General features: G+C 68.6%; 13 protein-coding genes. 10 read left to right on the top strand and 3 right to left on the bottom strand.

Annotation, left to right across the window (positions count from 1 at the left end; all coding sequences use genetic code 11):
* The first annotated feature begins 280 nt into the window (after positions 1-280).
* From ACZ5U5_RS19105 to ACZ5U5_RS19090, 4 genes are all read left to right on the top strand, one after another.
* Entirely contained in the window at positions 281-7102 is a 6822-nt protein-coding gene (locus tag ACZ5U5_RS19105) for a DNRLRE domain-containing protein (protein WP_469022959.1), read from the top strand.
* 64 nt (positions 7103-7166) lie between these two features.
* A complete protein-coding gene (locus tag ACZ5U5_RS19100; protein WP_469022956.1) occupies positions 7167-7736 on the top strand; it encodes an SMI1/KNR4 family protein in 570 nt (189 codons plus the stop codon).
* Between the two features lie 255 nt (positions 7737-7991).
* The gene (locus ACZ5U5_RS19095) at positions 7992-8426 is read left to right on the top strand and encodes a hypothetical protein (protein ID WP_469022954.1); all 435 of its coding nucleotides are present in this window, start codon (positions 7992-7994) and stop codon (positions 8424-8426) included.
* 75 nt (positions 8427-8501) lie between these two features.
* Entirely contained in the window at positions 8502-9158 is a 657-nt protein-coding gene (locus ACZ5U5_RS19090; protein ID WP_469022952.1) for an RNA polymerase sigma factor, read from the top strand.
* 304 nt (positions 9159-9462) lie between these two features.
* Here the strand turns inward: ACZ5U5_RS19090 and ACZ5U5_RS19085 are convergent, their stop codons facing one another.
* Positions 9463-12255: an FG-GAP-like repeat-containing protein gene (locus ACZ5U5_RS19085; protein WP_469022949.1), complete on the bottom strand. Its 2793-nt coding sequence runs from the start codon at positions 12253-12255 to the stop codon at positions 9463-9465.
* Between the two features lie 250 nt (positions 12256-12505).
* Between ACZ5U5_RS19085 and ACZ5U5_RS19080 the strand changes: the two genes are divergently transcribed.
* From ACZ5U5_RS19080 to ACZ5U5_RS19065, 4 genes are all read left to right on the top strand, one after another.
* Positions 12506-13300: a hypothetical protein gene (locus ACZ5U5_RS19080; protein WP_469022947.1), complete on the top strand. Its 795-nt coding sequence runs from the start codon at positions 12506-12508 to the stop codon at positions 13298-13300.
* A gap of 113 nt (positions 13301-13413) precedes the next feature.
* Positions 13414-14001 (top strand): RNA polymerase sigma factor, encoded by a 588-nt coding sequence (locus ACZ5U5_RS19075; protein ID WP_469022945.1) that lies wholly within the window; start codon positions 13414-13416, stop codon positions 13999-14001.
* Between the two features lie 767 nt (positions 14002-14768).
* Positions 14769-15434, top strand: a complete 666-nt coding sequence (locus ACZ5U5_RS19070; RefSeq protein ID WP_469022942.1) for an RNA polymerase sigma factor — start codon at positions 14769-14771, stop codon at positions 15432-15434.
* Positions 15434-16504, top strand: a complete 1071-nt coding sequence (locus ACZ5U5_RS19065; protein ID WP_469022940.1) for a hypothetical protein — start codon at positions 15434-15436, stop codon at positions 16502-16504. Before ACZ5U5_RS19070 ends, ACZ5U5_RS19065 begins: the two co-directional genes overlap by 1 nt.
* A 248-nt stretch (positions 16505-16752) precedes the next feature.
* Here ACZ5U5_RS19065 and ACZ5U5_RS19060 read toward each other — a convergent pair whose 3' ends face one another.
* Positions 16753-17607 (bottom strand): L,D-transpeptidase family protein, encoded by an 855-nt coding sequence (locus ACZ5U5_RS19060; RefSeq protein WP_469022938.1) that lies wholly within the window; start codon positions 17605-17607, stop codon positions 16753-16755.
* Positions 17608-17737: 130 nt separating this feature from the next.
* Here ACZ5U5_RS19060 and ACZ5U5_RS19055 point away from each other — a divergent pair, with 130 nt between their 5' ends.
* Both ACZ5U5_RS19055 and leuE read left to right on the top strand, forming a co-directional pair.
* Complete coding sequence (locus tag ACZ5U5_RS19055; protein ID WP_469022935.1) at positions 17738-19318, top strand: acyl-CoA mutase large subunit family protein; 1581 nt, start codon at positions 17738-17740, stop codon at positions 19316-19318.
* Between the two features lie 116 nt (positions 19319-19434).
* On the top strand, positions 19435-20088 hold the full coding sequence (leuE, locus tag ACZ5U5_RS19050) for a leucine efflux protein LeuE (RefSeq protein WP_469022933.1): 654 nt from the start codon (positions 19435-19437) through the stop codon (positions 20086-20088).
* A 22-nt stretch (positions 20089-20110) separates the two neighbouring features.
* Here leuE and ACZ5U5_RS19045 read toward each other — a convergent pair whose 3' ends face one another.
* Positions 20111-20575 (bottom strand): MarR family winged helix-turn-helix transcriptional regulator, encoded by a 465-nt coding sequence (locus ACZ5U5_RS19045; protein ID WP_469022931.1) that lies wholly within the window; start codon positions 20573-20575, stop codon positions 20111-20113.
* Positions 20576-20595: the final 20 nt, after the last annotated feature.

Below are 20595 nucleotides of genomic sequence, written 5' to 3'. Positions count from 1 at the left end.
CCATAGGTGATTCGAGCCAGTGGAAGCCCTTTAAATCCGGTCGGTTATACAACACGTTCGTGGGCGTTCACCAGCACTGGCAGATTACGGACTTGTCCGTAATGCCAAAGTGGTTGACGCGATGTCGAACAACTGCGTAGAACTCTCGCCTGCTACTTGAACCATGCTTCTGCGCCGCTCCTGGAATTCCTGGAGCGGTACTCGATCCTGCCCTCTTTCTGTTCGTGCGCGTGAGCTGCGCGAATTTACGAAGGAAGGCTCCGGAAGGGTAGTCGACACGGTGAGAAACAGTTATCGAAGGCTGCTGGTCGGCCTCGTCGCATCGACGGTGGTGGGCGCTGGACTGCCCCAAGCCGCCTTCGCGGAGGCGGAGGAGAGACCGGCGCCCGTGCGCGCGCCCGCGGCGGACGAGGGCGAGGGCCCGTCGAAGGGCCCCAAGATCCCGAGGACCCCACCCCGGAAGTACCCCACCAACTCCCGTGACCCCAAGATCACCTACGGCGCGGACGGCACCACCCTCAACACCCCCACTGTGGTGCATGGCACCGGACCCGAGCTGTCCTGGCCGAAGTACACCCCGGGCAAGGGCGCGGGCGGCGACCTGGTCGGCTACCAACTGCACCGATCCACCCGCACCGACTTCAAGGCGACCGGCGCCACCCTCGTGGCTCCGCTCGGCAAGGGCGCGACCTCCTACCGGGACACCACCGCCGAGCCCACCCGCGCGGACAGCGCGACGGAGACCGCGCGCCGCTACTCCTACCGCCTCCTGGCGGAGACCAGGGACGGGCGCCTGCTCGCCTCGCCGGTGCGCCGCGTCGCCGTGCCCAAAGCCGGGCACACCTTACGGATCCTGCGGGCCGGACAGTCGGACACCACGCTGTCCTCCGCCGAGCCGGGGGCGAACCTGGACCAGAAGTGGCTGAGCGTCGGAGCAGGCGACAGCACGTACGGCACCACCCGCGCGGCCCTGAGATTTCCGACCTCCCGGATACCCAAGAAGGCGACCGTTCTCCAGGCCGAGCTGCGTCTGCGGGCGGCAGGCAGCGTGGCCAAGGGGTCCCTCATCGAACTCAGCCCGCTGAAACGCGAGTTCACCGAGAAGTCCGCCACCTGGAAGAAGGCGGGAGCCAAGACCCCGTGGCGCGTGGACGGCGGTGACGCGTCGGCGGCTGTCTCCGACGCTGCCGGCCAGGACGGGGCGTACGCCTGGGACGTCACCTCGCTCGCCCGTCAGTGGGCGAAGCGCCCGAGCAGCAACAAGGGCGTCCTGCTGAGCGCCGCCGACGAGCCGGCCCCGTCGATGGAGACGGCGCCCCAGCGGCACAACCCCACGCGCTTCCCGTCGAGCGAGGCACCCCACGCGGCGCAGCGTCCCCGACTCAGCGTCATCACCGCCGAACCCACCCCCTGGGACACGTACTACGCACCGGACACGCCCACCCGCATGTCCGAGAACAACACCTATCCGGTGGACGTCACGGTCACCAACACCACGACGACGGCATGGCCGGCGGGCGAGCGCGAGCTGTCGTACAAGTGGTCCCTGCCGGACGGCACGGACGCCACCTCGGCGGACAACCAGCTGAAGGCCGACATCCCGGCCCTCGCCCCCGGCGCCACCGACACCGTCAAGGCGACGGTCAAGTCCCCGTACACGGCCGACGGCAACCGCCGCTCCGGCTACACGCTCACCTGGGACATCCGCAACAAGACCGACGGCAGCTGGCTCTCCCAGAAGCCGGGCATCGGCGGCCTTGAGCAGACCACCGCCGTCGAGGACCCGACGGCCGACCGCGTGGGCATGGAGAAGCACCACGCGTACACGGGCAAGAACACCGGCGCGGGTTCGACCCTGATGAACGACCTCGGCTCGGGCAACGCGACATGGTCGTACAACGCCTTCACCAACCCCGGCCGCGGCATCAACACCTTCGCGCGCTTCACCTACAACGCGCAGGACACCTCCGACAGCCAACTCGGCCACGGCTGGTCGGCGCAGGCGGCAGGGCCCCTGCGGCTCGGCTCGATGCTTGACTTCCACCCGGACGCGGACCCGGGCGAGGCGTACGTCATCGACGGCGACGGCACGCAGCACCTGTTCCGCAAGCAGGGGGACGGCAGCTGGAAGCCGTCGGAGGGCTACCGCTACCGGCTCAGCGCCAAGCCCGATGTCGCCAAGGTGTGCCAGACGGGCAGCAGCCCCGAGATCCCCGACGCCTGGACGCTGACACGACCCGACGGCACCCGTTTCGTGATCGGCTGCGACGGCTACCTCACCGCCGTCATCGACAAGAACGGCAACACACAGACGTACGTCTACGAGCTGCGCGACTCCGGCAACCGCTGGGTGAAGTTCCTCAAGGAGATCAAGGACCCGGCGGGCCGCAGCTCCCTGAAGCTCGACTACTACGGGGCCGGCGACGCGACGTACGACTACATCGACGACAAGGGCGAGAAGGCCACCGGCACCGACCTGTGGAATCCGAAGATCTACGACCACGTGAAGTCCCTGACGGACATCTCGGGGCGCAAGCTCTCCTTCCTCTACACGGAGAAGGGCCACCTCGGCCGCCTCACGGACGGCGAGGGCGCGGCGCAGCCCAAGGTCTTCTCCTTCTCGTACGACACCACGCAGGGCAACAAGAACACCAAGCTGACCAAGGTCACGGACCCCCGTGGTCACGGGACGGGCGTCGAGTACGCCGAGGGCCCCGATTCGATGTCGTCGACCAAGACGATCACGGACCGGATGCGCGCGACGACCGGCTTCGGGTACAAGTCGACGGCGGACAACGGCACCGAGACCACTGTCACCGACGCCGAGAAGCACACGACCACGTACACGACGGACGCGCAGGACCGCCCGGTCCAGGTCACCAACGCCAAGTCCGAGAAGACCAAGATGACGTGGGACGCCGACCACAACGTAACGCTCCTGGAAGAGAACAACGGCGCGAAGACGGCGTACTGCTACGACGAAAAAACCGGCTACCCGCTCTGGGAACGCTCGGCGGAGGAGAACAAGGGCGGCGTCCCCCCGGCGGCCGACTGCGCGCCGGACAAGTCGCCGACCCACTCGGTCCGCTACGAGTACAAGACCCGCGCGGACGGCTACTCGGTCGATCTGATCAAAAAGACCTCGGCGGAGAACCGTGTCTGGCAGTTCGGCCATGACGCGAGGGGCAACCTGAAAACGGTCACGGACCCGAAGGGTGTCGCCTCATCCGATGAGGACGACTACACGACGTCGTACGAGTACGACGCCTACGGCCAGTTGACACGGGCGACGGATGCCAACGGCAACCCGACGGCGTACAAGGACTTCGTCGCGGCGGGCTACCCGCGCACCACGACGGACGCACTGGCGAAGATCTCGACGACGGAGTACGACGCTCGCGGCCAGGTGACCGAGGTCGTCGACGCGCTGGGCAAGAAGACGACCCAGACGTACGACGCGTTCGGCCGCCCGCTGGTGTCGAAGACACCGAAGGACCAGGCGGCGGGCGTGTTCATCACGACTCCGGCGCCGGACTACGACACCAACGACAACGTAACCAAGTCAACGGCGCCGAACGGAGCAGTGTCCACGGCGAGTTACGACGACGCGGACCAGGTCCTGACGGCCACCGCGCCGAAGGACACGGACACGTCCGGTGAGCGGAAGACGGCGTACACGTACGACAGCGTAGGCAACCTGAAGACGATGACGGAGCCGAAGGGCACTGCAACACCTTCCACCCCCGACGACTACGTCACGACGAACAACTACGACGAGATCTACCAGCTCACGTCGGTGGTGAACGCCAAGAAGGACAAGGTCAGTTACCTCTACGACGGAGTCGGCAACCCGGTTCGCGTCATCGACCCCAAGAAGAACGCGACGGCCGACCCGGACGACTACACGACCAAGACCGACTACGACATGAACCACCGTGTCGTGGCCGTCGCGGACGCCGCGGGCCGCACGGTCAAGCAGTCGTACGACAAGGACTCCCTGGTCGTCTCGACGACGGACGCCGAGGAGAACACCACCAAGAACCACTACGACGAGCGCGGCAAGCTCGCGGTGCTGGAGGCTCCGCACGAGGGCGCGACGGTCCGTACGACGAAGTTCGGCTACGACGAGGTCGGCAACCAGATCAAGGTCTTCACGCCGAGAGGCGTGGCAACGGAGGACCAGCCCGACGATTTCGTCGCCGAGACGACGTACGACCCCTTGAACCGTCCCTCGCGGCAGATCCAGCCGTACGACCCGAAGGACCCGCGCTACAACAAGAAGGTCTGGTCGGAGACGACGTACGACGCCGTGGGCCGGGTGCAGAAGACGTCGATGCCGCCCTCGGAGGGCGAGACGACGCGCAACGACACCACGTACGGCTACTACGACAACGGCTGGGTGAAGACGTCGCAGGACGTGTGGGACATCCGCACGACGTACGACTACAACGCCCTGGGCCAGCAGTCGGCGCGTCAGCTGACGTCGGCGGGCGGCTCGACGAGCCGGACCATGCGGTGGGGCCACTACCCGGACGGGAAGCTCAAGTCGCGCGATGACGACGGCATTCCGGTGGGCGCCAACGAGTTGGTGGCGTACGAGTCCCAAGCCCGCGCGGGCAAGGGAACGAAGGCATCCCCGCACACCTGGAAGCTGAACGTCGGGAAGGCGGGCAAGTACACGGCGTACGAGCAGTCCGAGCAGTTGGGGAAGTGGACGAAGCTCGGCACCGCCACCACCTACAAGAAGGGCGAGAACGCCGACCTGAAGGCGGCCGCGGACACGGTGAAGCTGGTCCGCGACAACTCGGCGGAGAAGGCAGCGGACACGGAGCGCAAGCGCTTCGCGTACGCGTACGACGTCAACGGCAACCTCACGTCGATCGACGACACGTCGACCGGCACGAAGGTCGACGCCTACACGATGTCGTACACCGGCCTGAACCAGGTCGAGAAGGTGGCGGAGGCCCTGGCCGGCCAGGAGAAGAAGACCACCTCCTACACGTACGACGCGAACGGCCAGCCGGAGACCCTCAAGCACCCGGATCAGTACGCCAAGTACACCTATGACCTGCGCGAACTGGTCAAGACGGCGACGGTGGGCAAGTCCGCGTCGGATGCCTCCCCGAAGGTGACGTCGTACGACTACACCTACCGGGGCGAGCGGAAGACGGAGACCAAGGCCAACAAGAACAAGGTCGACTACGTCTACTACCTGGACGGTGCGCTCAAGTCCCAGACGGAGAAGAAGCCGGACGGCACGACGCTCGTCTCCTCGCACACCTACGCCTATGACGCCAACGGCAACAAGGCGCAGGACGTGGCGAAGAAGATGAACGCCGACGACCACGCGAAGTATCTGTCGTCGACGACGGCCTACACCTACGATCCGGCGGACCGCCTCGCGAAGTCGACGCGTACGGGCAACGGGGCAGGCACCGAGACGTACGTCCACGACGACAACGCGAACGTCATCTCGCAGACGGTCAAGGGCAAGACGACGACGTTCGGCTACGACCGCAACCGTCTCCTGAAGACGACGACGGGCGGCGTGTCGGCCTCGCACACGTACGACGCCTTTGGCCGCCAGGACGCGGTGACGGCGGGTGGCAAGGTCATCGAGCGCAACGCGTACGACGGCTTCGACCGCGTGAAGCAGCACGAGAAGGCGGACGCGTCGACGGGCGCCTTGAAGACGACGAAGTACGCGTACGACCCGCTGGACCGCACGTCCTCACGGACGGACGCGGGCGGCAAGTCGACGGACTACACCTACCTCGGCATGTCGGGCGAGGTCCTCGGCGAGGAGGTCGCAGGAAAGCTGACGAAGTCGTACCAGTACGGGCCGTGGGGCGACCGCCTCTCGCAGATGAAGCACGCGGCGGACGGTTCGGCGGGGGAGTCCTCGTACTACGGCTACAACAGCCACACGGACGTCGAGACGCTGACCGACAAGGACGGCAACACGAAGGCGACATACGGGTATTCAGCGTACGGGTCGGACGATTCCGCGGACTTCACGGGCATCGACAAGCCGGAGGCGGGCAACCCCACGAAGGACGCGTACAACCCGTACCGCTTCAACTCGAAGCGGTGGGACGCGGCTTCGGCGACGTATGACATGGGGTTCCGGGATTACAGTCCGGGGCTCAATCGGTTCACGACTCGGGATATGTACAACGGGGCTCTCTCGGACATGGGGCTCGGAAGCGACCCGATGACTGGGAACCGGTATGCCTTCGGTGGGGGAAATCCCATCGGGAACGTCGAGCTGGATGGGCATATCCCCATTCCGGGCGTCAGCCGGTTTCTCAGTGGCATACAGAGTCACATGAAGGGTGTCCTGACCGGGGGCGCGAAGACCGTTGCGAAACGGAACCCGGTGGGCGGTGCGATTCAGGGAGCCAGTTGGCTCTTCGGATTCGACAATCCCCTGGACAAGGCCATCGAGAAGGCGGTCGAGGCCGCCACAAGAGGCGGCAAGGGGGGCGGCAAGAAGTCCCGGAGGGGATCTGGTGACTGTGGCGCGGGGGCTGGCTGGGACAACTTCGGTGCCACTGACCCCGCCAACGGCAATCGGGCGACGGGGATGGAGGCCTGCCTGACACAGGATTACTTGGACAGCAACGAAGGCTCGTCGACCGATACCAAGAAGGTCGCACCGCCCGGATACAGGTGGGCTGGCCGGACAGCGAGATTCTTTGGCCTCAACCCGTCCAGAAACGTCAATGCCTGTCATTTGCTCGCCAACGAACTGGGCGGCAGCGGCAGCGATTTGAGGAATCTTGCCACCTGTTCCAGAGGGGCCAACACCTATCAGGATGGCTCCACGCAGGGTGAGAACAACATGCGGAACTACGAGACGCAGGTCAAGAGCGCAGTGGAATCCGATCAGTCGGTCTACTATCAGGTCACTCCGCGCTACAAGGGAAATCGCACAGTGGCGACGGGATTCCGGATCACCGCCATCGGGACATACGCCGACGGGAGTCCGGGGCTGCGGATCAATGAGTTTGTCAGGAACGAGTTCACCAACGGCAGGAACCTTGGGACTTTTCAAGATCCCAAGTCCGCGCAGCCCGTGCCGATAGGAGGAATGCGTTGACGGCCCGCATGTCGCCGCCTAGGTTGCTCGACGCAGGCATATGCCGCCGATGCGAGGAGAACGGATGCTGACCGAGCTGAGAAGACTTACCTCTCTACTGCCGCCGCCCGACGCTCCTTCACGCGTGGCATGGGATGGCGTCGCCGAGTCGTGGGGCAGCCGATTCCCCGCCGATTACGTCGGCTTCATGGACCTCTATGGGCCAGGGACGATCGAGGACTGCCTGTCCCTCATGGGGCCCGAGGCCTGGGACGAGAGACCGGGTGATGGCATGTCATCGGAGTCGAGGACGGCCCGCCTCACCTGGGGCAAGGAACCCAAGAGGCTTTTCGCGCCCGCGGCGGAGCCCATGCTCGTCGCCTGGGGGGTATCCGACAGTGCGGACATCCTGTGCTGGGACGCGGCGTCGGGCACACCCGACGAATGGCCGGTCGTCGTCTGGAACAACGATGATGGGCAGTGGACCAGATTCGCATGCGGCATGGTCCAGTTCTTGGCCGACCTGATCGAGGGGCTTGTCGATCCGTGCCCTCCGGGTGCGAAGTCGATTGCCGGGAAGCAGATCGCCAGGATCATTCCCGAGGACGAATTGCAGAGACTGTGGGCGGAGGACATCGATCCCTGGGATGAATGATTCCCCGGAGCAATGACCCCGGGGACTAGCCACCTCGGGAGCGAGGGCGGAGACCTGTGTCTCCGCCCTCGCTGTTTCAGGCGCCCATGAGAAGTGCTAGACGCCTGGCTCGGGTTGATGGTTGTACGGAACCCGGCAGTGATTCTGTGAGAAGGGGCACGCTCGGAGCCGTCACAGTTGTGCGGGGATTTTCGCTTGGTGAGGGGAGGGTGCGTCACGTGCTCTCTCGATCGCCGAGTCGAAGGGGTGGGAGTCATGGACGGTGAAGGAAGACCGCTGCCGAGAGTGGGGGAGATGCGGGGGCAGGCCCGGGAGTTCGTGGCGCGGGTGACCGTGCGGAATCGGCTGCCGCTCGATTACTCCGTCGCGAGCCTCCGCGTCGTCGACTTCCTCATCGAAGGGCTGCGCAAGGGCGGGCGCGGACGAGATGAGGTTGCCGGTGCACTCTTCGGTCTCGGCGCCTATGTCGGGGAGGTGTTGGTGCGCCGCGCCGGTGCCGTCTGGGTCGATTTCGACGAGAGCCAGCGCCTCTACTTTGGACATTCTGTGGGTGTACGGATGCCGGACGGGAGGGTGTGGAATCCCTTGGGGAAGGTCGTCAATTGCTTTGACGCTGCGGCTGATTCTGCGGAGCGGTCATTGCAGACCTTCTATCTCACCCTTCCGGGGCGCTCTCGGCGCGCGGCATAGATCGCCGCTTGCGCGGAGAGCATTCTCGGGGGGCATGGGCACGGTGAACAGTGTCAGCGGGGTTAAGAGGAGAGCGTGGGGCAGGGTGGGGAACATCGCCGCGCGGCGGCCAGCGATGAGGAGTTGACGCGGGCTCTGGGGGGTGCCAGGGGCGGGGACGAGGCGGACTTCGGGGTCGTCTATCGGTGCGTTCAGCCCGGACTTCTCGGGTATCTGCGGGGGCTCGTTCGCGAAGACGCCGAGGACGTGGCTTCTGAGGCGTGGTTGCAGATCGTCCGGGATCTGGGGCGGTTTCGCGGGGGCGGTGCTGACTTCCGTCGCTGGACCACAACCGTCGCGCGGCATCGTGCCATTGACCATCTCCGTCGTCAGAAGAGCAGACCGCGCGCCTCCCTCCTGGAATGGGAAGCGTTCGCGCTGCCGGCCGCCGATGACACCGCCGGAGAGGTCCTCGAGTCGATGGCCACCGCGCGCGTATTGGGACTTGTGGCCGAACTTCCGCCGGACCAGGGTGAGGCGGTGCTGTTGCGGGTTGTGGTGGGGCTCGATGGGACCGCAGCCGCGCGGGTACTCGGCAAGCGGCCCGGGGCCGTGCGTGCCGCGACCTATCGCGGATTGCGAGGGGTGGCACGGCAGTTGGCCGACGAGGCGGAGCCCATGTGTCCTCCTTCGCGGCGGCGTCCCCTTGGGAGCGGGTATGCCGTGCGGCGGGAGAGACGAGCGGTGTGCTGAGGGGGGCGCTGAGGAGGGTCGCAAGCACCGTCTCGGCTTCGGCGCCCGGTGCAGGACTGCCGTCTGCGCCCCTGGAGGCGTGCATCATCCCCGTGGTGTAAGTAGCGGATTGCAGGAAAATCCCGTCAACAGGCCCGGTGAACTGCTCCGATGCGGGGCGGCATGGGACTTTTGTGCTGCCCTGCTGCCCTGCTGCCCTGCTGCCCTGCGGCGGCGCGTCGTTCCTGGGCCGGTATACGCCGAGCGCCGTGCCGCTCCCCTCGACCTCGGAGAGCGGCACGGCGCGTAGGGCGGCGGGACGCGGTTACGGCGTCAGCACCTGGCCCAGGTGTGCCCCCGTCGGAGTGCCCAGTTGGGTGCGGCCGTAGTACAGCCCGCTCGATGTCGAGACGCCTGACGCGCCCGTGTCCAGTTGGAGGAGCGTGCCGTTGCCCTCGTCCTCGCCGTCCACGCCGATGGCGAGGTCGGCGCGGCCGTAGCCCGAGAGGTCGGTCAGGACCACCGACGAGCCCAGGCGGTCCGCCGACTCCGTGGAGCCCGTGATGCCCTCCGTGTCCTGGGAGAACGCCTGCGCACCCGTGCCCGTCAGGCCCGATGACGTGCCCTTCAGGAGGAGGGATGTGCCTGCGTCCTTCTTCGCCGAGCCGGACCGCGTGATGTCCTCGTTCGGCGCGCCCGTCAGGACGTCCGCGTAACCGTCCAGGTTGAAGTCGCCCGCCGAGACCGACCAGCCCATCGCGTCGCCCGACTCCGCCGCTCCGGGGACGCCCGCCGTGCCCTGGTGGATCGTCTTGAGGCCCGTGGTCGTGAAGCCTGTTGATGTGCCGGGGACCACCGTCACCTGGCCGCCCGCGTGGGCGCCGGACTCCGCCGTGTACGGCTGGCCGATCACCAAGTCGTCGTAACCGTTGCCGTTCACGTCGCCTACGGCGAGGGAGCGGCCGCCCTTGACCGAGAGTGAACCGACCCTGCTCAGGCCCGACTTCGTGCCCTTGAACCACTGGACCTTGCCGATGCCGGCCTGGTCGCGGTAAGTCAGAGCCACGTCCGCGTGTCCGTCACGGTTGAAGTCGCCGGACGCGGCGTCGGCGTACGCGATGGCCGTGTCGCCCGAGGTGAGGGTGCCGCCCACCTCGCTGCCCGCCTTGAAGCGGGCCGCCCACGTGCCGCCCGTGCCGGTGGACGCCGAGAAGACGTCCGCCTTGCCGTCGGCATTGAAGTCGCCGACCGCCACGGCCGAGCCGAACTTGGCACCCGGGTAGTGGAAGTCGTCCGCCAGCTGCATGTCCGTGCCGGTGTCGAAGGCGGGGCCGTAGAGGATCGTGACCGCGCCACGGTCCTTGTTCGTGGTGTCGTCCTCGCCGGGGGCGCCGATCGCCAGGTCCGCGTGGCCGTCGCCGTTGATGTCGCCCCACGCCGTGGCCGCGGCCCAGTTGTCGCCCGCCTCGGAGGCGCCGGGGACGCCGGGGCTCGACTGAGTGAGGGTCTTCTTGGAGCCGGCCACCGGGCCGTCGAGGCCGCCCGGGACGATCGTCAGGCTGCCCACGCCGCCCGATGCCTTGGGCGTGCCCGCCACCAGGTCCGTGATGCCGTCCCTGTTGAAGTCGGAGGTGGGGATCGCCGAGTTTCGGCCTGCGCTCGCCGCGTGACGGCGGATCTCGCCGAGCTTGGAGTACAGGTTCTTGCCGGGGCAGAGAGTCGCGAAGCCGTCCCGGTGGCCCGAGACCGTGTTGAGCGAGGGGGTGTCGCCCTTCTTCCACACGCCCGTGTCGTCGGCCGCCGTCAGCGTGACCTTGGCGGACGGGTTGCCTCCGTACTGGCCGAGCTTCCAGGCCGCGACGCGGGAGACAGACTCAAGGGCGGCGCGGGTCGGCTTGCCCGCCTTCTTGTACGTCTCGCCCGGGGCCGGATTCTCGTTGCCCTCGAAGTCACCGAGGACTGCGATACCTGCGGACTCACCGTTGAAGCCGAAGGTGTGCGCGCCGCGCACCGGCAGATCGGTGCCGCCGCCGCGGCCCTCGAAGACCTGGCCGCACTTGTCCACGAGGAAGTTGTAGCCGAGGTCGTTCCAGCCCTCGGTCTCCACGTGGTACGCCATGAGGCCGCGGACCAGGGACGCCGACTGGGCGCAGCTGTAGTCGTTCGTGCCGACCGTGTGGTGGACGAAGACCGCCTTGACCTTCTCGATGTACTCCGGCGGGTCCTCGACCTGCGACTCGTCCGCGCCCCATCCCGCCCTGCTGATCATGGGCGGCTTGGTGACCGTGGAGGCCGGGGCCGGCGGCACCGTGGGCTCGGGCTCCGGGTCGGGGGACGCCGAGCCCGAAGGGGTCGGTGACGCGGGCGGCTCGGTGCCCGGATCCGAAGCGGTGGGGGCCGGTGACGTCGGGGCGTCCGTGGGGGCCTCCGTCGGTTCGGGCGAACCGGAACCGCCGCCCGTGCCCGGGTCGGGCGGCACCGTCGTCTCGTCGGCCACGGGCGCCGCGAACGCCACCGGTGCCATCGCCGAACCGTCGAGCGCCGGGTTGTTCGCCTCCTTGGACGTCACGCCCGGGTCCACGAGGTTGACCTCAAGTCCCTTGGGCAGCGCGGCACTCGCGGTGCCGTCCGCCGCGACAACGCGCACCTCGACGCCGTCCGAGGGGCCGACCCAAAGCGGCTCGGACGCGGCACGCATGCCCGCCTCGGCCTTCTCGGGCAGGTGCAGCTCCAGGTCCAGGTGCTGCCAACCGGTCCACTTGTCGCTCTCGATGGAGCGGGTACGGACCTGCGCCGTGCCCTCCAGCTCCTTCGTCACGCCCGTCCACGAGACGCCGAGCAGCGAGAACTGCTCCGTCGACGTGCGCGGCAGCTCCCTCTCCTTGGCGCCGTCCGCCTTCAGCGCGATGTCGTGCACGCTCACCGGGCGCTTGTCGCGAGAGACATCGCCGGGCCGGGCCTCGTCCGAGGGGTCCGCCATCGCGTACGTGACGGCCCCCGCGCCGCCAAGGACGACGCCCCCGATCGTCAGCCACGCCCTGCGCTTGAGACTCAGTGGTCGGTACGCGTGCGTGCTTCGCGCTGCTTCGCGCGGTTTGCGCGGGCTCAAATGCCCCACCCCTCAACGAAATTGCCGGCTGTCCCGGTTGACCAAAGCGAGTGCGTACGACTGGCAGCAAGGTCAAACGGTTGTACGGGAGCGGGTGAAATGTGACGTGACGTATCCCGCACCTCAGGGGTGTGACAAGGGGATGGATCATTGCGCTGAGTCACCTGACAGGTATGAACGAGAAGCGTGGGTGGGGGCCGTGGTTTCAGGGGTGGGGATGAGACGCCGGTGGGTGCGGGGAGTTGCCTGCTGTCTTGCGATGGGGGCGCTCGCGGCCTGCGGTGCGGAGGGGAAGGTGTACGAGGGGCTGGTCGAGCGGACGCCTTCGGAGCCGTCGGCCCCCGCCGACGAGGTGCGGGGCGGGCGGCTCGCACGCGAGGCCGTGGGGCTGCTCAAGAACGCCGACTCCGTGCGCATCGGGGTCGAGATGACCACCCCCAAGGGCCGCCAAGAGGTCTCCGTGCACATGGACCGCCGGAACAACTGCACGGGCACCTTCGACTCGGGGCCCATGCAGCAGGGCGAGTTGGTCATGATCGGCGGTGGCGAGGCGTACGTACGGTTCTCGGACGCATCGCTCGACGCGATCCGTGACGCCGCGGTGGAGCGGGGCCCGCGGATCGCGGCCACGGCCAGGGAGCGGACGGACCTCGCCCGCGGCAAGTACATGAAGCTGCCGAAGAAGGGCGCGACCGCGGGCGCGGGGTCGCCGACGAAGATGTGCGACCTCGACAAGATGCTCGGCCAGCTCGGCGGCTCGGGGTCGAACGCCGACATGGAGGGCGCCCGCGCGCTGCCGGACAGGCAGTGGCACGGCGAGAAGGTCACCCCGCTCACCGCGACGGACGGCGGGGACGACATGACGGCCTATCTGGCGACGGGCGACAAGCCGTACTTCGTCGGCATGACGCAGGAGCGTGGCGAAGAGCTGATGGAGATGCGGATGTCCGACTACGACAAGCCCGTTGCCGCGCAGACCCCCGACCCCTCCCTGGTCCTCGACATGGAAGCGCTCGGCATGGGCACGGGCGGCGGCTCGCTGTTCGAGGTCTGAGACGCCGTCCGCATCCGTGACCATCACCTGTGACATTTCTGTCCGCTCTGGCGCAGCTCAGCGTGGGGGCACGGACACGGTGAGCTGTGTCGCGTCGGTACGGATGGGAAAGCGTGGGTCGAGGAGGGGAACCCCGTCGCGCACGGGCGCGGGACGAGGAGCTCGGCGCCGCGGTCGCGCGGGCGCAGGAGGGTGACGAGGCGGCCTTCGCGGTCGCGTACCGCCTGGTGCAGCCGGGGCTCGTCGGCTATCTGCGGGGTCTGGTCGGTCACGACGGGGAGACCGCGGAGGACATCGCGGCCGAGGCCTGGCTGGAGATCGCCCGTGATCTGGGGCGGTTCCGCGGTGACGGCGCGGGCTTTCGCGGCTGGACGGCGACCATCGCGCGCCACCGGGCCCTTGATTTTCTGCGGCGCCAGAAGGTCAGGCCGCGTCCGTCCGCCCTCGACCAGGACATGCTCGATCTCCCCGGACCGCTCAGCACCTCGGAGCAGGCGCTGGAGTCGATCTCCACGGGGGAGGCGCTCGCGCTGATCGCCGGGCTGCCGCGGGACCAGGCGGAGGCGGTGCTGCTGCGGGTCGTGGTCGGGCTTGACGCGGGGGCGGCGGCGCGGGTGCTTGGGAAGCGGCCCGGGGCGGTACGGACTGCCGCGTATCGGGGGCTTCGGCGGCTTGCCCGTCAGTTGGGGGGCTCTCGGTGATCCGGCGGCCTGGGGTGGCCGCGGGGGGTCCCCGCCTCGCCATGCTCCTGGCGGAGGCCATTCGTGCGGAGCGTGTTGACGTGGACGCTCAGCGCCGGGCGCTCGCCGCGTTTCGCTTGGCCCGCGAGGCTGCCGGGTCTCCCCCGCCTACGCGGCCCGGCGATGATTGGCGCGGTTGAGGGGGGCGGGGGAGGGGGGGGGCTCGCGTGGTCTTTTCGCCTGCACGTGCGTGGGGGCTTGTCGCGCAGTTCCCCGCGCCCCTGAAGTGCCCGCGCGCCCGCCGTGTTTGTCTGCACGTGCGTGGGGGGCTTGTCGCGCAGTTCCCCGCGCCCCTAGACGGGGCACGTGCCCGTCGCCTTTTGTCTGCACGTGCCTCGTGGCTGAGCGCGCAGTTCCCCGCGCCCCTGACGGGGCGCGCCCCTTTGGGGGGCGCGGGGAACTGCGCGACGTTCAGCTTGATGGGGGCCGGGATCAAGGCCAGGAGTGGCGGAGCCGCGGAGTGAGACACCGGTAGGCCCCGGCCAAGGTGAGCGGCCGGGGTCGCCACCCCCCACAGGAGAGACCCCGGCCGTCACGCGGACGGACCGCACGCGGCCCGTACTCCCTTCAGCGCCGCGCGTGCGTTTTCTGTCACACCGCGTACTGTCACGCGCTAGTTGCACGTTGTACCAAACATGGACGTGAGCCCACTTCAGCCCGTAGCGTGCTGCTTCGCGCCAGGCTGCGGGGGCAGGACCGCAACCGGTGTAGGCGCATAGGGAGAAGTTGTGCTGGGGGACGACGCGGAACTGACCGCCGCGGTGCTTGCGGCGCAGGACGGGGACGAGACCGCGTTCCGGACTGTGTACCGCGCCGTGCACCCGCGGCTGCTCGGCTACGTACGGACGCTGGTCGGAGATCCGGACGCCGAGGACGTCGCGTCCGAGGCCTGGCTGCAGATAGCCCGTGACATCGACCGGTTCAGCGGCGACGCGGACCGGTTCCGCGGCTGGGCCGCACGCATAGCGCGCAACCGTGCCCTCGACCACATACGCATGCGGGGCCGCCGCCCGGCGATAGGCGGCGACGAGACCGAGCTGACCGGAAAGCCCGGCGAGGCGGACACCGCAGGCGAGGCGATGGAGTCCCTCGCCACCGGCGACGCCCTCGCCCTGATAGCCCAGCTCCCGCAGGACCAGGCGGAAGCGGTCGTGCTCCGGGTCGTCGTCGGCCTCGACGCCAAGAGCGCCGCCCAGACCCTCGGCAAGCGCCCCGGGGCGGTCCGCACCGCCGCCCACCGCGGCCTGAAGCGGCTCGCCGAACTGCTCGGCGCGGAGGGCCCGCCGAGCGAGGGCGCGCTGGATGCCGTACCGCCGCAGAGGGAGCGGCGCGGGCACGCGGTGACACCCGCCGGTGTGACGCATTCGCGTTCGCGGGCGCAGAAGGACATGTGATGGCCGACGAGGACTACAGGTGGCTGGACCGCGACGCGGCGGAGCGTTTGCTGAGCGGTGAGTCCATCGACGGCACCGACCCTCACACCCAGGAACAGGCCGCACGGCTGGCCAAGGCCCTGGCCGCCCTCGCGGCGGACGATCGCGCGGGATCCGTCGTACCCGCCGACATCTCCGCCGAACTCCCCGGTGAGGCCGCCGCGCTCGCCGCGTTCCGGGAGGCCCGCGGCCCCCGGGCGGCTTCTACGCGCGTGGGAGCGGGCGAAACCGTACGTATCGGGCGCTCGGCCACGCCGCCCCCCGCACGCTGGGCCCGCCCGCTGCGCTACGGCCTGGCCGCCGTGCTCGCCGGCTGCATGATCGGCGGGGTCGCCGTCGCGGCCGGTTCGGGCGTGCTGCCCTCGCCGTTCGGCGACCGGGACCAGCCGGGCCCCGCGGCCTCCGCGTCCTCCGTCACCTCGCCCGAGCCGCTCGCGTCCCCGTCCGAAGGGGCGAGCAACACCCCGGACATCGAGCCCGACGACGTGACCACCACCCCCGAGGACCCGACGCGCCAGCCCGGCAGCAGCGCCCCGCCGCGGGAGACCGAGGACTCCGCGGGCGCGTCCGAGGGCCCCGCGGACACCACGCAGCCCGGCTCCGGTGATCCCCAGCGCAAGGACGAGGCGAAGGGCTGGTACCGCAAGGTGGTCTCCGCCTGCCGCGACTACCGCAGCGGAGAACTCCAGGGCGAGAAGAGGCGCCGCCTTGAGGAGGCGGCCAAGGGCTCCCAGCGGGTGACCGAGTTCTGCGGCCGTGTCCTGGACGGATCGGGCAGCGACCGCGAGCACAACGGCGGTGGCAACGGGGGCAGCGGCGGCGGTGACGACGACGGTGAAAAGGGCGGGGACGGCGACAAGGGCGGCGACGGCGACAACAGCGACGGCGCCGGATCATCCGGCGGCGGCAACTATCACTGGGGCAACGGCGGCAGCAAGCCCGTCCCGCCGGTCGCCGCGCCCCCGTTCCCGCGGCCGACGCCGACCCCCACCGCCTCCTACAGCGCACAGCCCGTACTGCCCGGCCACTGACCTGCCTCGCGCGCACCTGCCTCTTACCTGCTTCTGACCTCTCAAAGACCCCGGTCAGCGCGGGTGTGACGTTTTTTGAGGCAGTGACGCAGTAAGAAGTGAGCCGACTGGTCATCGGCCCGCGCACGAGCCAGGGGTTCCCCCCGTACCTTTGGCTCAGTGCCACCAGCGTGGGCGGGAGACGTTCCCCCGATCCCGCCCACGCTGATTAATCACCTCCTGATCAATCGCCTGAAGAGGCTGATCAATCACTTGTAGACGACGACCTTGTCGCCCTTCCTCACCTGCGCGTACAGGCTCGCGATCTTCCGTTCGTCCCGTACGTTCACACAGCCGTGCGAAGCGCCGTTGTAGCCGGTCGCCGCGAAGTCCGTCGAGTAGTGCACGGCCTGGCCGCCGCTGAAGAACAACGCGTACGGCATGGACGAGTCGTACAGCGTCGAGACGTGGTGGCGGGACTTCCAGTAGACGGTGAACGTCCCCTCGCGGGTGGGCGTGCCCTGCGAGCCGAAGCGGACGTCCATCGTCGAGACGGTCCTGCCGTCGATCATCCAGGTCAGCGTGCGGCTCTCCTTGCTGATGCACAGGACGCGACCGGTCAGACAGGCCTTGACGGGCTTCGACGCCGGGATGCCGCCGCCGGAGTAGAGCTCGTACTTCGTGGGCTTGTGCGTCATGGCGAGCAGCCTCTGCCAGGTGACCGTGTCGGTCGTGCCCGTGACGGGCAGCCCGCGCTTCTCCTGGAATCCCCTGATCGCGGTGGTCGTGGCGGAGCCGTACGTGCCCGTCGGGTCCTCGTAGAGCCACTCGACCGCGCGGAGTCTGGCCTGCAGCTCCCGCACCTGGTCACCGCGCTGTCCCGGGGCCATCAGGGTCTTCGGCGGGGCCTTCGGGGGCGGTTTCGGGGTCGAGGCCCGCTCCGGTCCCGGTTTCTCGGACGGCCCGTTCTGGCCGCCGCCCGCGTCCGTCTTCGTGGGAGAGATCCGGACCGGCTGCGCCTTGCCGTCCGAGTCGACGGCCTGCGCCTTGCAGCCGGTCACCAGAGCGACCGTCACCACGGCCCCCACGGCTATCGCACCTTTGCGCACAATGACCCCCGTCATCGCTCTACCGATCGACAGACTCACCGAGAGTGTTCCCAGCGAGTGACCACTCCTGAACGTTGCCGCATGCTGGTGGATGACCGCTATACCGGAGAAGTAACGAAGGATCTCTGGCAGGAGGCACACAGCGATGGCGCGTGAGTCGGAGTCCGGACTGCCGTTCGAGCCCGTGTACGGCCCCGAGGCCCTCGACGGCTGGGATCCCGCGACGCAGCTGGGCGCCCCCGGCGCGTATCCGTACACGCGCGGCGTCTACCCGTCGATGTACACCGGCCGCCCCTGGACGATGCGCCAGTACGCCGGCTTCGGTACGGCCGTCGAGTCGAACGCCCGCTACAAGCAGCTCATCGAGAACGGCACGACGGGCCTGTCGGTCGCCTTCGACCTGCCGACGCAGATGGGCCACGACTCGGACGCCGCGATCGCCTCGGGCGAGGTCGGCAAGGTGGGGGTCGCGATCGACTCGATCGACGACATGCGGATCCTGTTCGGCGGCATCCCGCTGGACAAGGTGTCGACATCGATGACGATCAACGCCCCGGCCGCGCTGCTGCTCCTGATGTACCAACTTATCGCCGAGGAGCAGGGAGTTGACCCGGGTGCTCTGACGGGCACGATCCAGAACGACATCCTGAAGGAGTACATCGCCCGCGGCACGTACATCTTCCCGCCCAAGCCGTCGCTGCGCCTGGTCGCGGACATCTTCAAGTACTGCCGGGCCGAGATCCCGCGCTGGAACACCATCTCCATCTCCGGCTATCACATGGCCGAGGCGGGCGCGACGCCCGCGCAGGAGATCGCCTTCACCCTCGCCGACGGGATCGAGTACGTCCGTACGGCGGTCGCCGCGGGCATGGACGTGGACGACTTCGCGCCCCGCCTGTCCTTCTTCTTCGTGGCGCGTACGACGCTCCTGGAGGAAGTCGCCAAGTTCCGCGCCGCACGCCGCATCTGGGCCCGCGTGATGCGCGAGGAATTCGGTGCGAAGAACCCGAAATCCCTGATGCTGCGCTTCCACACCCAGACCGCCGGGGTCCAGCTCACCGCCCAGCAGCCCGAGGTGAACCTCGTCCGGGTCGCGGTCCAGGGCCTTGGCGCGGTCCTCGGCGGCACCCAGTCCCTGCACACGAACTCCTTCGACGAGGCGATCGCCCTTCCGACCGACAAGAGCGCGCGCCTGGCCCTGCGCACCCAGCAGGTCCTGGCGTACGAGACGGACGTGACCGCCACGGTCGACCCGTTCGCCGGGTCGTACGTCGTCGAGAAGATGACGGACGACGTGGAGGCCGCGGCCCTCGAACTCATGGAGCGCGTCGAGGACATGGGCGGCGCGGTGGCCGCCATCGAGAACGGCTTCCAGAAGGGCGAGATCGAGCGCAGCGCCTACCGCGTCGCGCAGGAGACCGACTCCGGCGAGCGCGTCGTGGTCGGCGTCAACCGCTTCCAGCTGGACGCGGAGGAGCCCTACGAGCCACTCCGCGTCGACCCCGCCATCGAGGCCCAGCAGGCGGCCCGCCTCGCGAAGCTGCGGGCGGAGCGGGACCAGGCGGCGGTGGACGCGGCGCTCTCCTCGCTCCAGGAGGCGGCGAAGGGCGAGGCCAACGTCCTCCACCCGATGAAGGACGCGCTGCGGGCGCGGGCGACAGTGGGCGAGGTGTGCGACGCGCTGCGGGAGGTGTGGGGGGCGTACGAGCCGTCGGACGTCTTCTGACGTACGACTGACGCTCGACGGTCTTCTGGCGCACGACCCACGTCACGAGAGGTCGCGGTGTCCGATGTGCGGACACCTGATCCCTCATGTCGTACGCCCATGCGACACTCCGCCCCATGCTGGGTGTCACCAATCTTCCGACCTATCTCGCGGGCCTCGCCCTGATCATTCTGCTGCCGGGGCCGAACTCGCTGTACGTGCTCTCCGTCGCCGCGCGCCGCGGCGTACGCACCGGCTATACCGCCGCCGCGGGCGTCTGGTGCGGTGACGCCGTCCTGATGACGCTGTCCGCGGCGGGTGTGGCCTCGCTCCTTCAGGCCAACGCCGTGCTCTTCGGGATCGTGAAGTACGCCGGTGCCGGCTATCTGACCTGGCTCGCGATCGGGATGATGCGCGCGGCCTGGGCGCTGTGGCGGGAGCGGCGGCAGCCGGTGTCCGAGGCGGGCGCGCAGGCCCAAGAAGGTGCCGCCGAGCGGCCGTTCCGCAGGGCCCTGGTGATCAGCCTGCTGAACCCGAAGGCCATCCTCTTCTTCATCGCCTTCTTCGTTCAGTTCGTCGATCCGGGCTACGCCTACCCGGCGCTCTCCTTCCTGGTGCTGGGGGCCTTCGCGCAGGTGGCGAGCTTCCTCTATCTCACGGCCCTGATATTCAGCGGCACCAAGCTGTCGGCCGCCTTCCGCCGCCGCAAGCGGCTCTCGGCTGGAGCCACTTCGGCGGCGGGCGCGCTGTTCCTCGGATTCGCGGCGAAGCTGTCGCTCGCCAGTGGGTGACTGCTGAGGCCGACGTCCGGCCTCAGTGGTGCCAGGCCGTGCCGCCCACGTTGTGGATCATGCGCTGGAGGACCTTGAGAGTGCGGACGTAGTCCTCGTCCGGGATGCCCTCGTGGATCTCCGCACGGGTCTTCTGCTGGTACGCGGCGGCGTTCTCCCGGAGCCTGCGGCCCTCTTCGGTGAGGCGGAGGCGGCCGTCGGCGCCCTCGGTGAGCAGGGCGCGGTCGTGCAGTGCGCTGATGTCGTGGTGCAGGGAGCCGTCGCCCACGTTCAGGTAGCCGCGCAGGGTGCCCACCACGGCGTCCTTGTCACGGCCGTCATCGGCGACGATCTGGTTCAGGATCCACCACTGGGGCTGGGTGAGGCCGAACTCGGCGAGCATGGTGCGGATGTGGTGGACGACGGCGTCGCCCGCGGCCGATGCCCAGTAACCGATGGGCTGGTTGATGAGCTCTTCGTCGCTGTGTGAGTACGTGAAAGTGTCCATGCCCAGAACGTAGAACCTCA

The sequence above is a fragment of the Streptomyces sp. NPDC033177 genome, from assembly GCF_055577715.1.
This window is presented reverse-complemented; position numbering and strand designations above follow the sequence as displayed.

What these genes read in the sequence shown, in the direction of transcription:
- ACZ5U5_RS19100 (WP_469022956.1), top strand. Translation starts at nt 7,167, where the DNA reads ATGCTGACCGAGCTGAGAAGACTTACCTCTCTACTGCCGCCGCCCGAC.
- ACZ5U5_RS19095 (WP_469022954.1), top strand. Translation starts at nt 7,992, where the DNA reads ATGGACGGTGAAGGAAGACCGCTGCCGAGAGTGGGGGAGATGCGGGGG.
- ACZ5U5_RS19080 (WP_469022947.1), top strand. Translation starts at nt 12,506, where the DNA reads ATGGGGGCGCTCGCGGCCTGCGGTGCGGAGGGGAAGGTGTACGAGGGG.
- ACZ5U5_RS19065 (WP_469022940.1), top strand. Translation starts at nt 15,434, where the DNA reads ATGGCCGACGAGGACTACAGGTGGCTGGACCGCGACGCGGCGGAGCGT.
- ACZ5U5_RS19060 (WP_469022938.1), bottom strand. Translation starts at nt 17,607, where the DNA reads ATGACGGGGGTCATTGTGCGCAAAGGTGCGATAGCCGTGGGGGCCGTG.
- ACZ5U5_RS19055 (WP_469022935.1), top strand. Translation starts at nt 17,738, where the DNA reads ATGGCGCGTGAGTCGGAGTCCGGACTGCCGTTCGAGCCCGTGTACGGC.
- leuE (WP_469022933.1), top strand. Translation starts at nt 19,435, where the DNA reads ATGCTGGGTGTCACCAATCTTCCGACCTATCTCGCGGGCCTCGCCCTG.
- ACZ5U5_RS19045 (WP_469022931.1), bottom strand. Translation starts at nt 20,575, where the DNA reads ATGGACACTTTCACGTACTCACACAGCGACGAAGAGCTCATCAACCAG.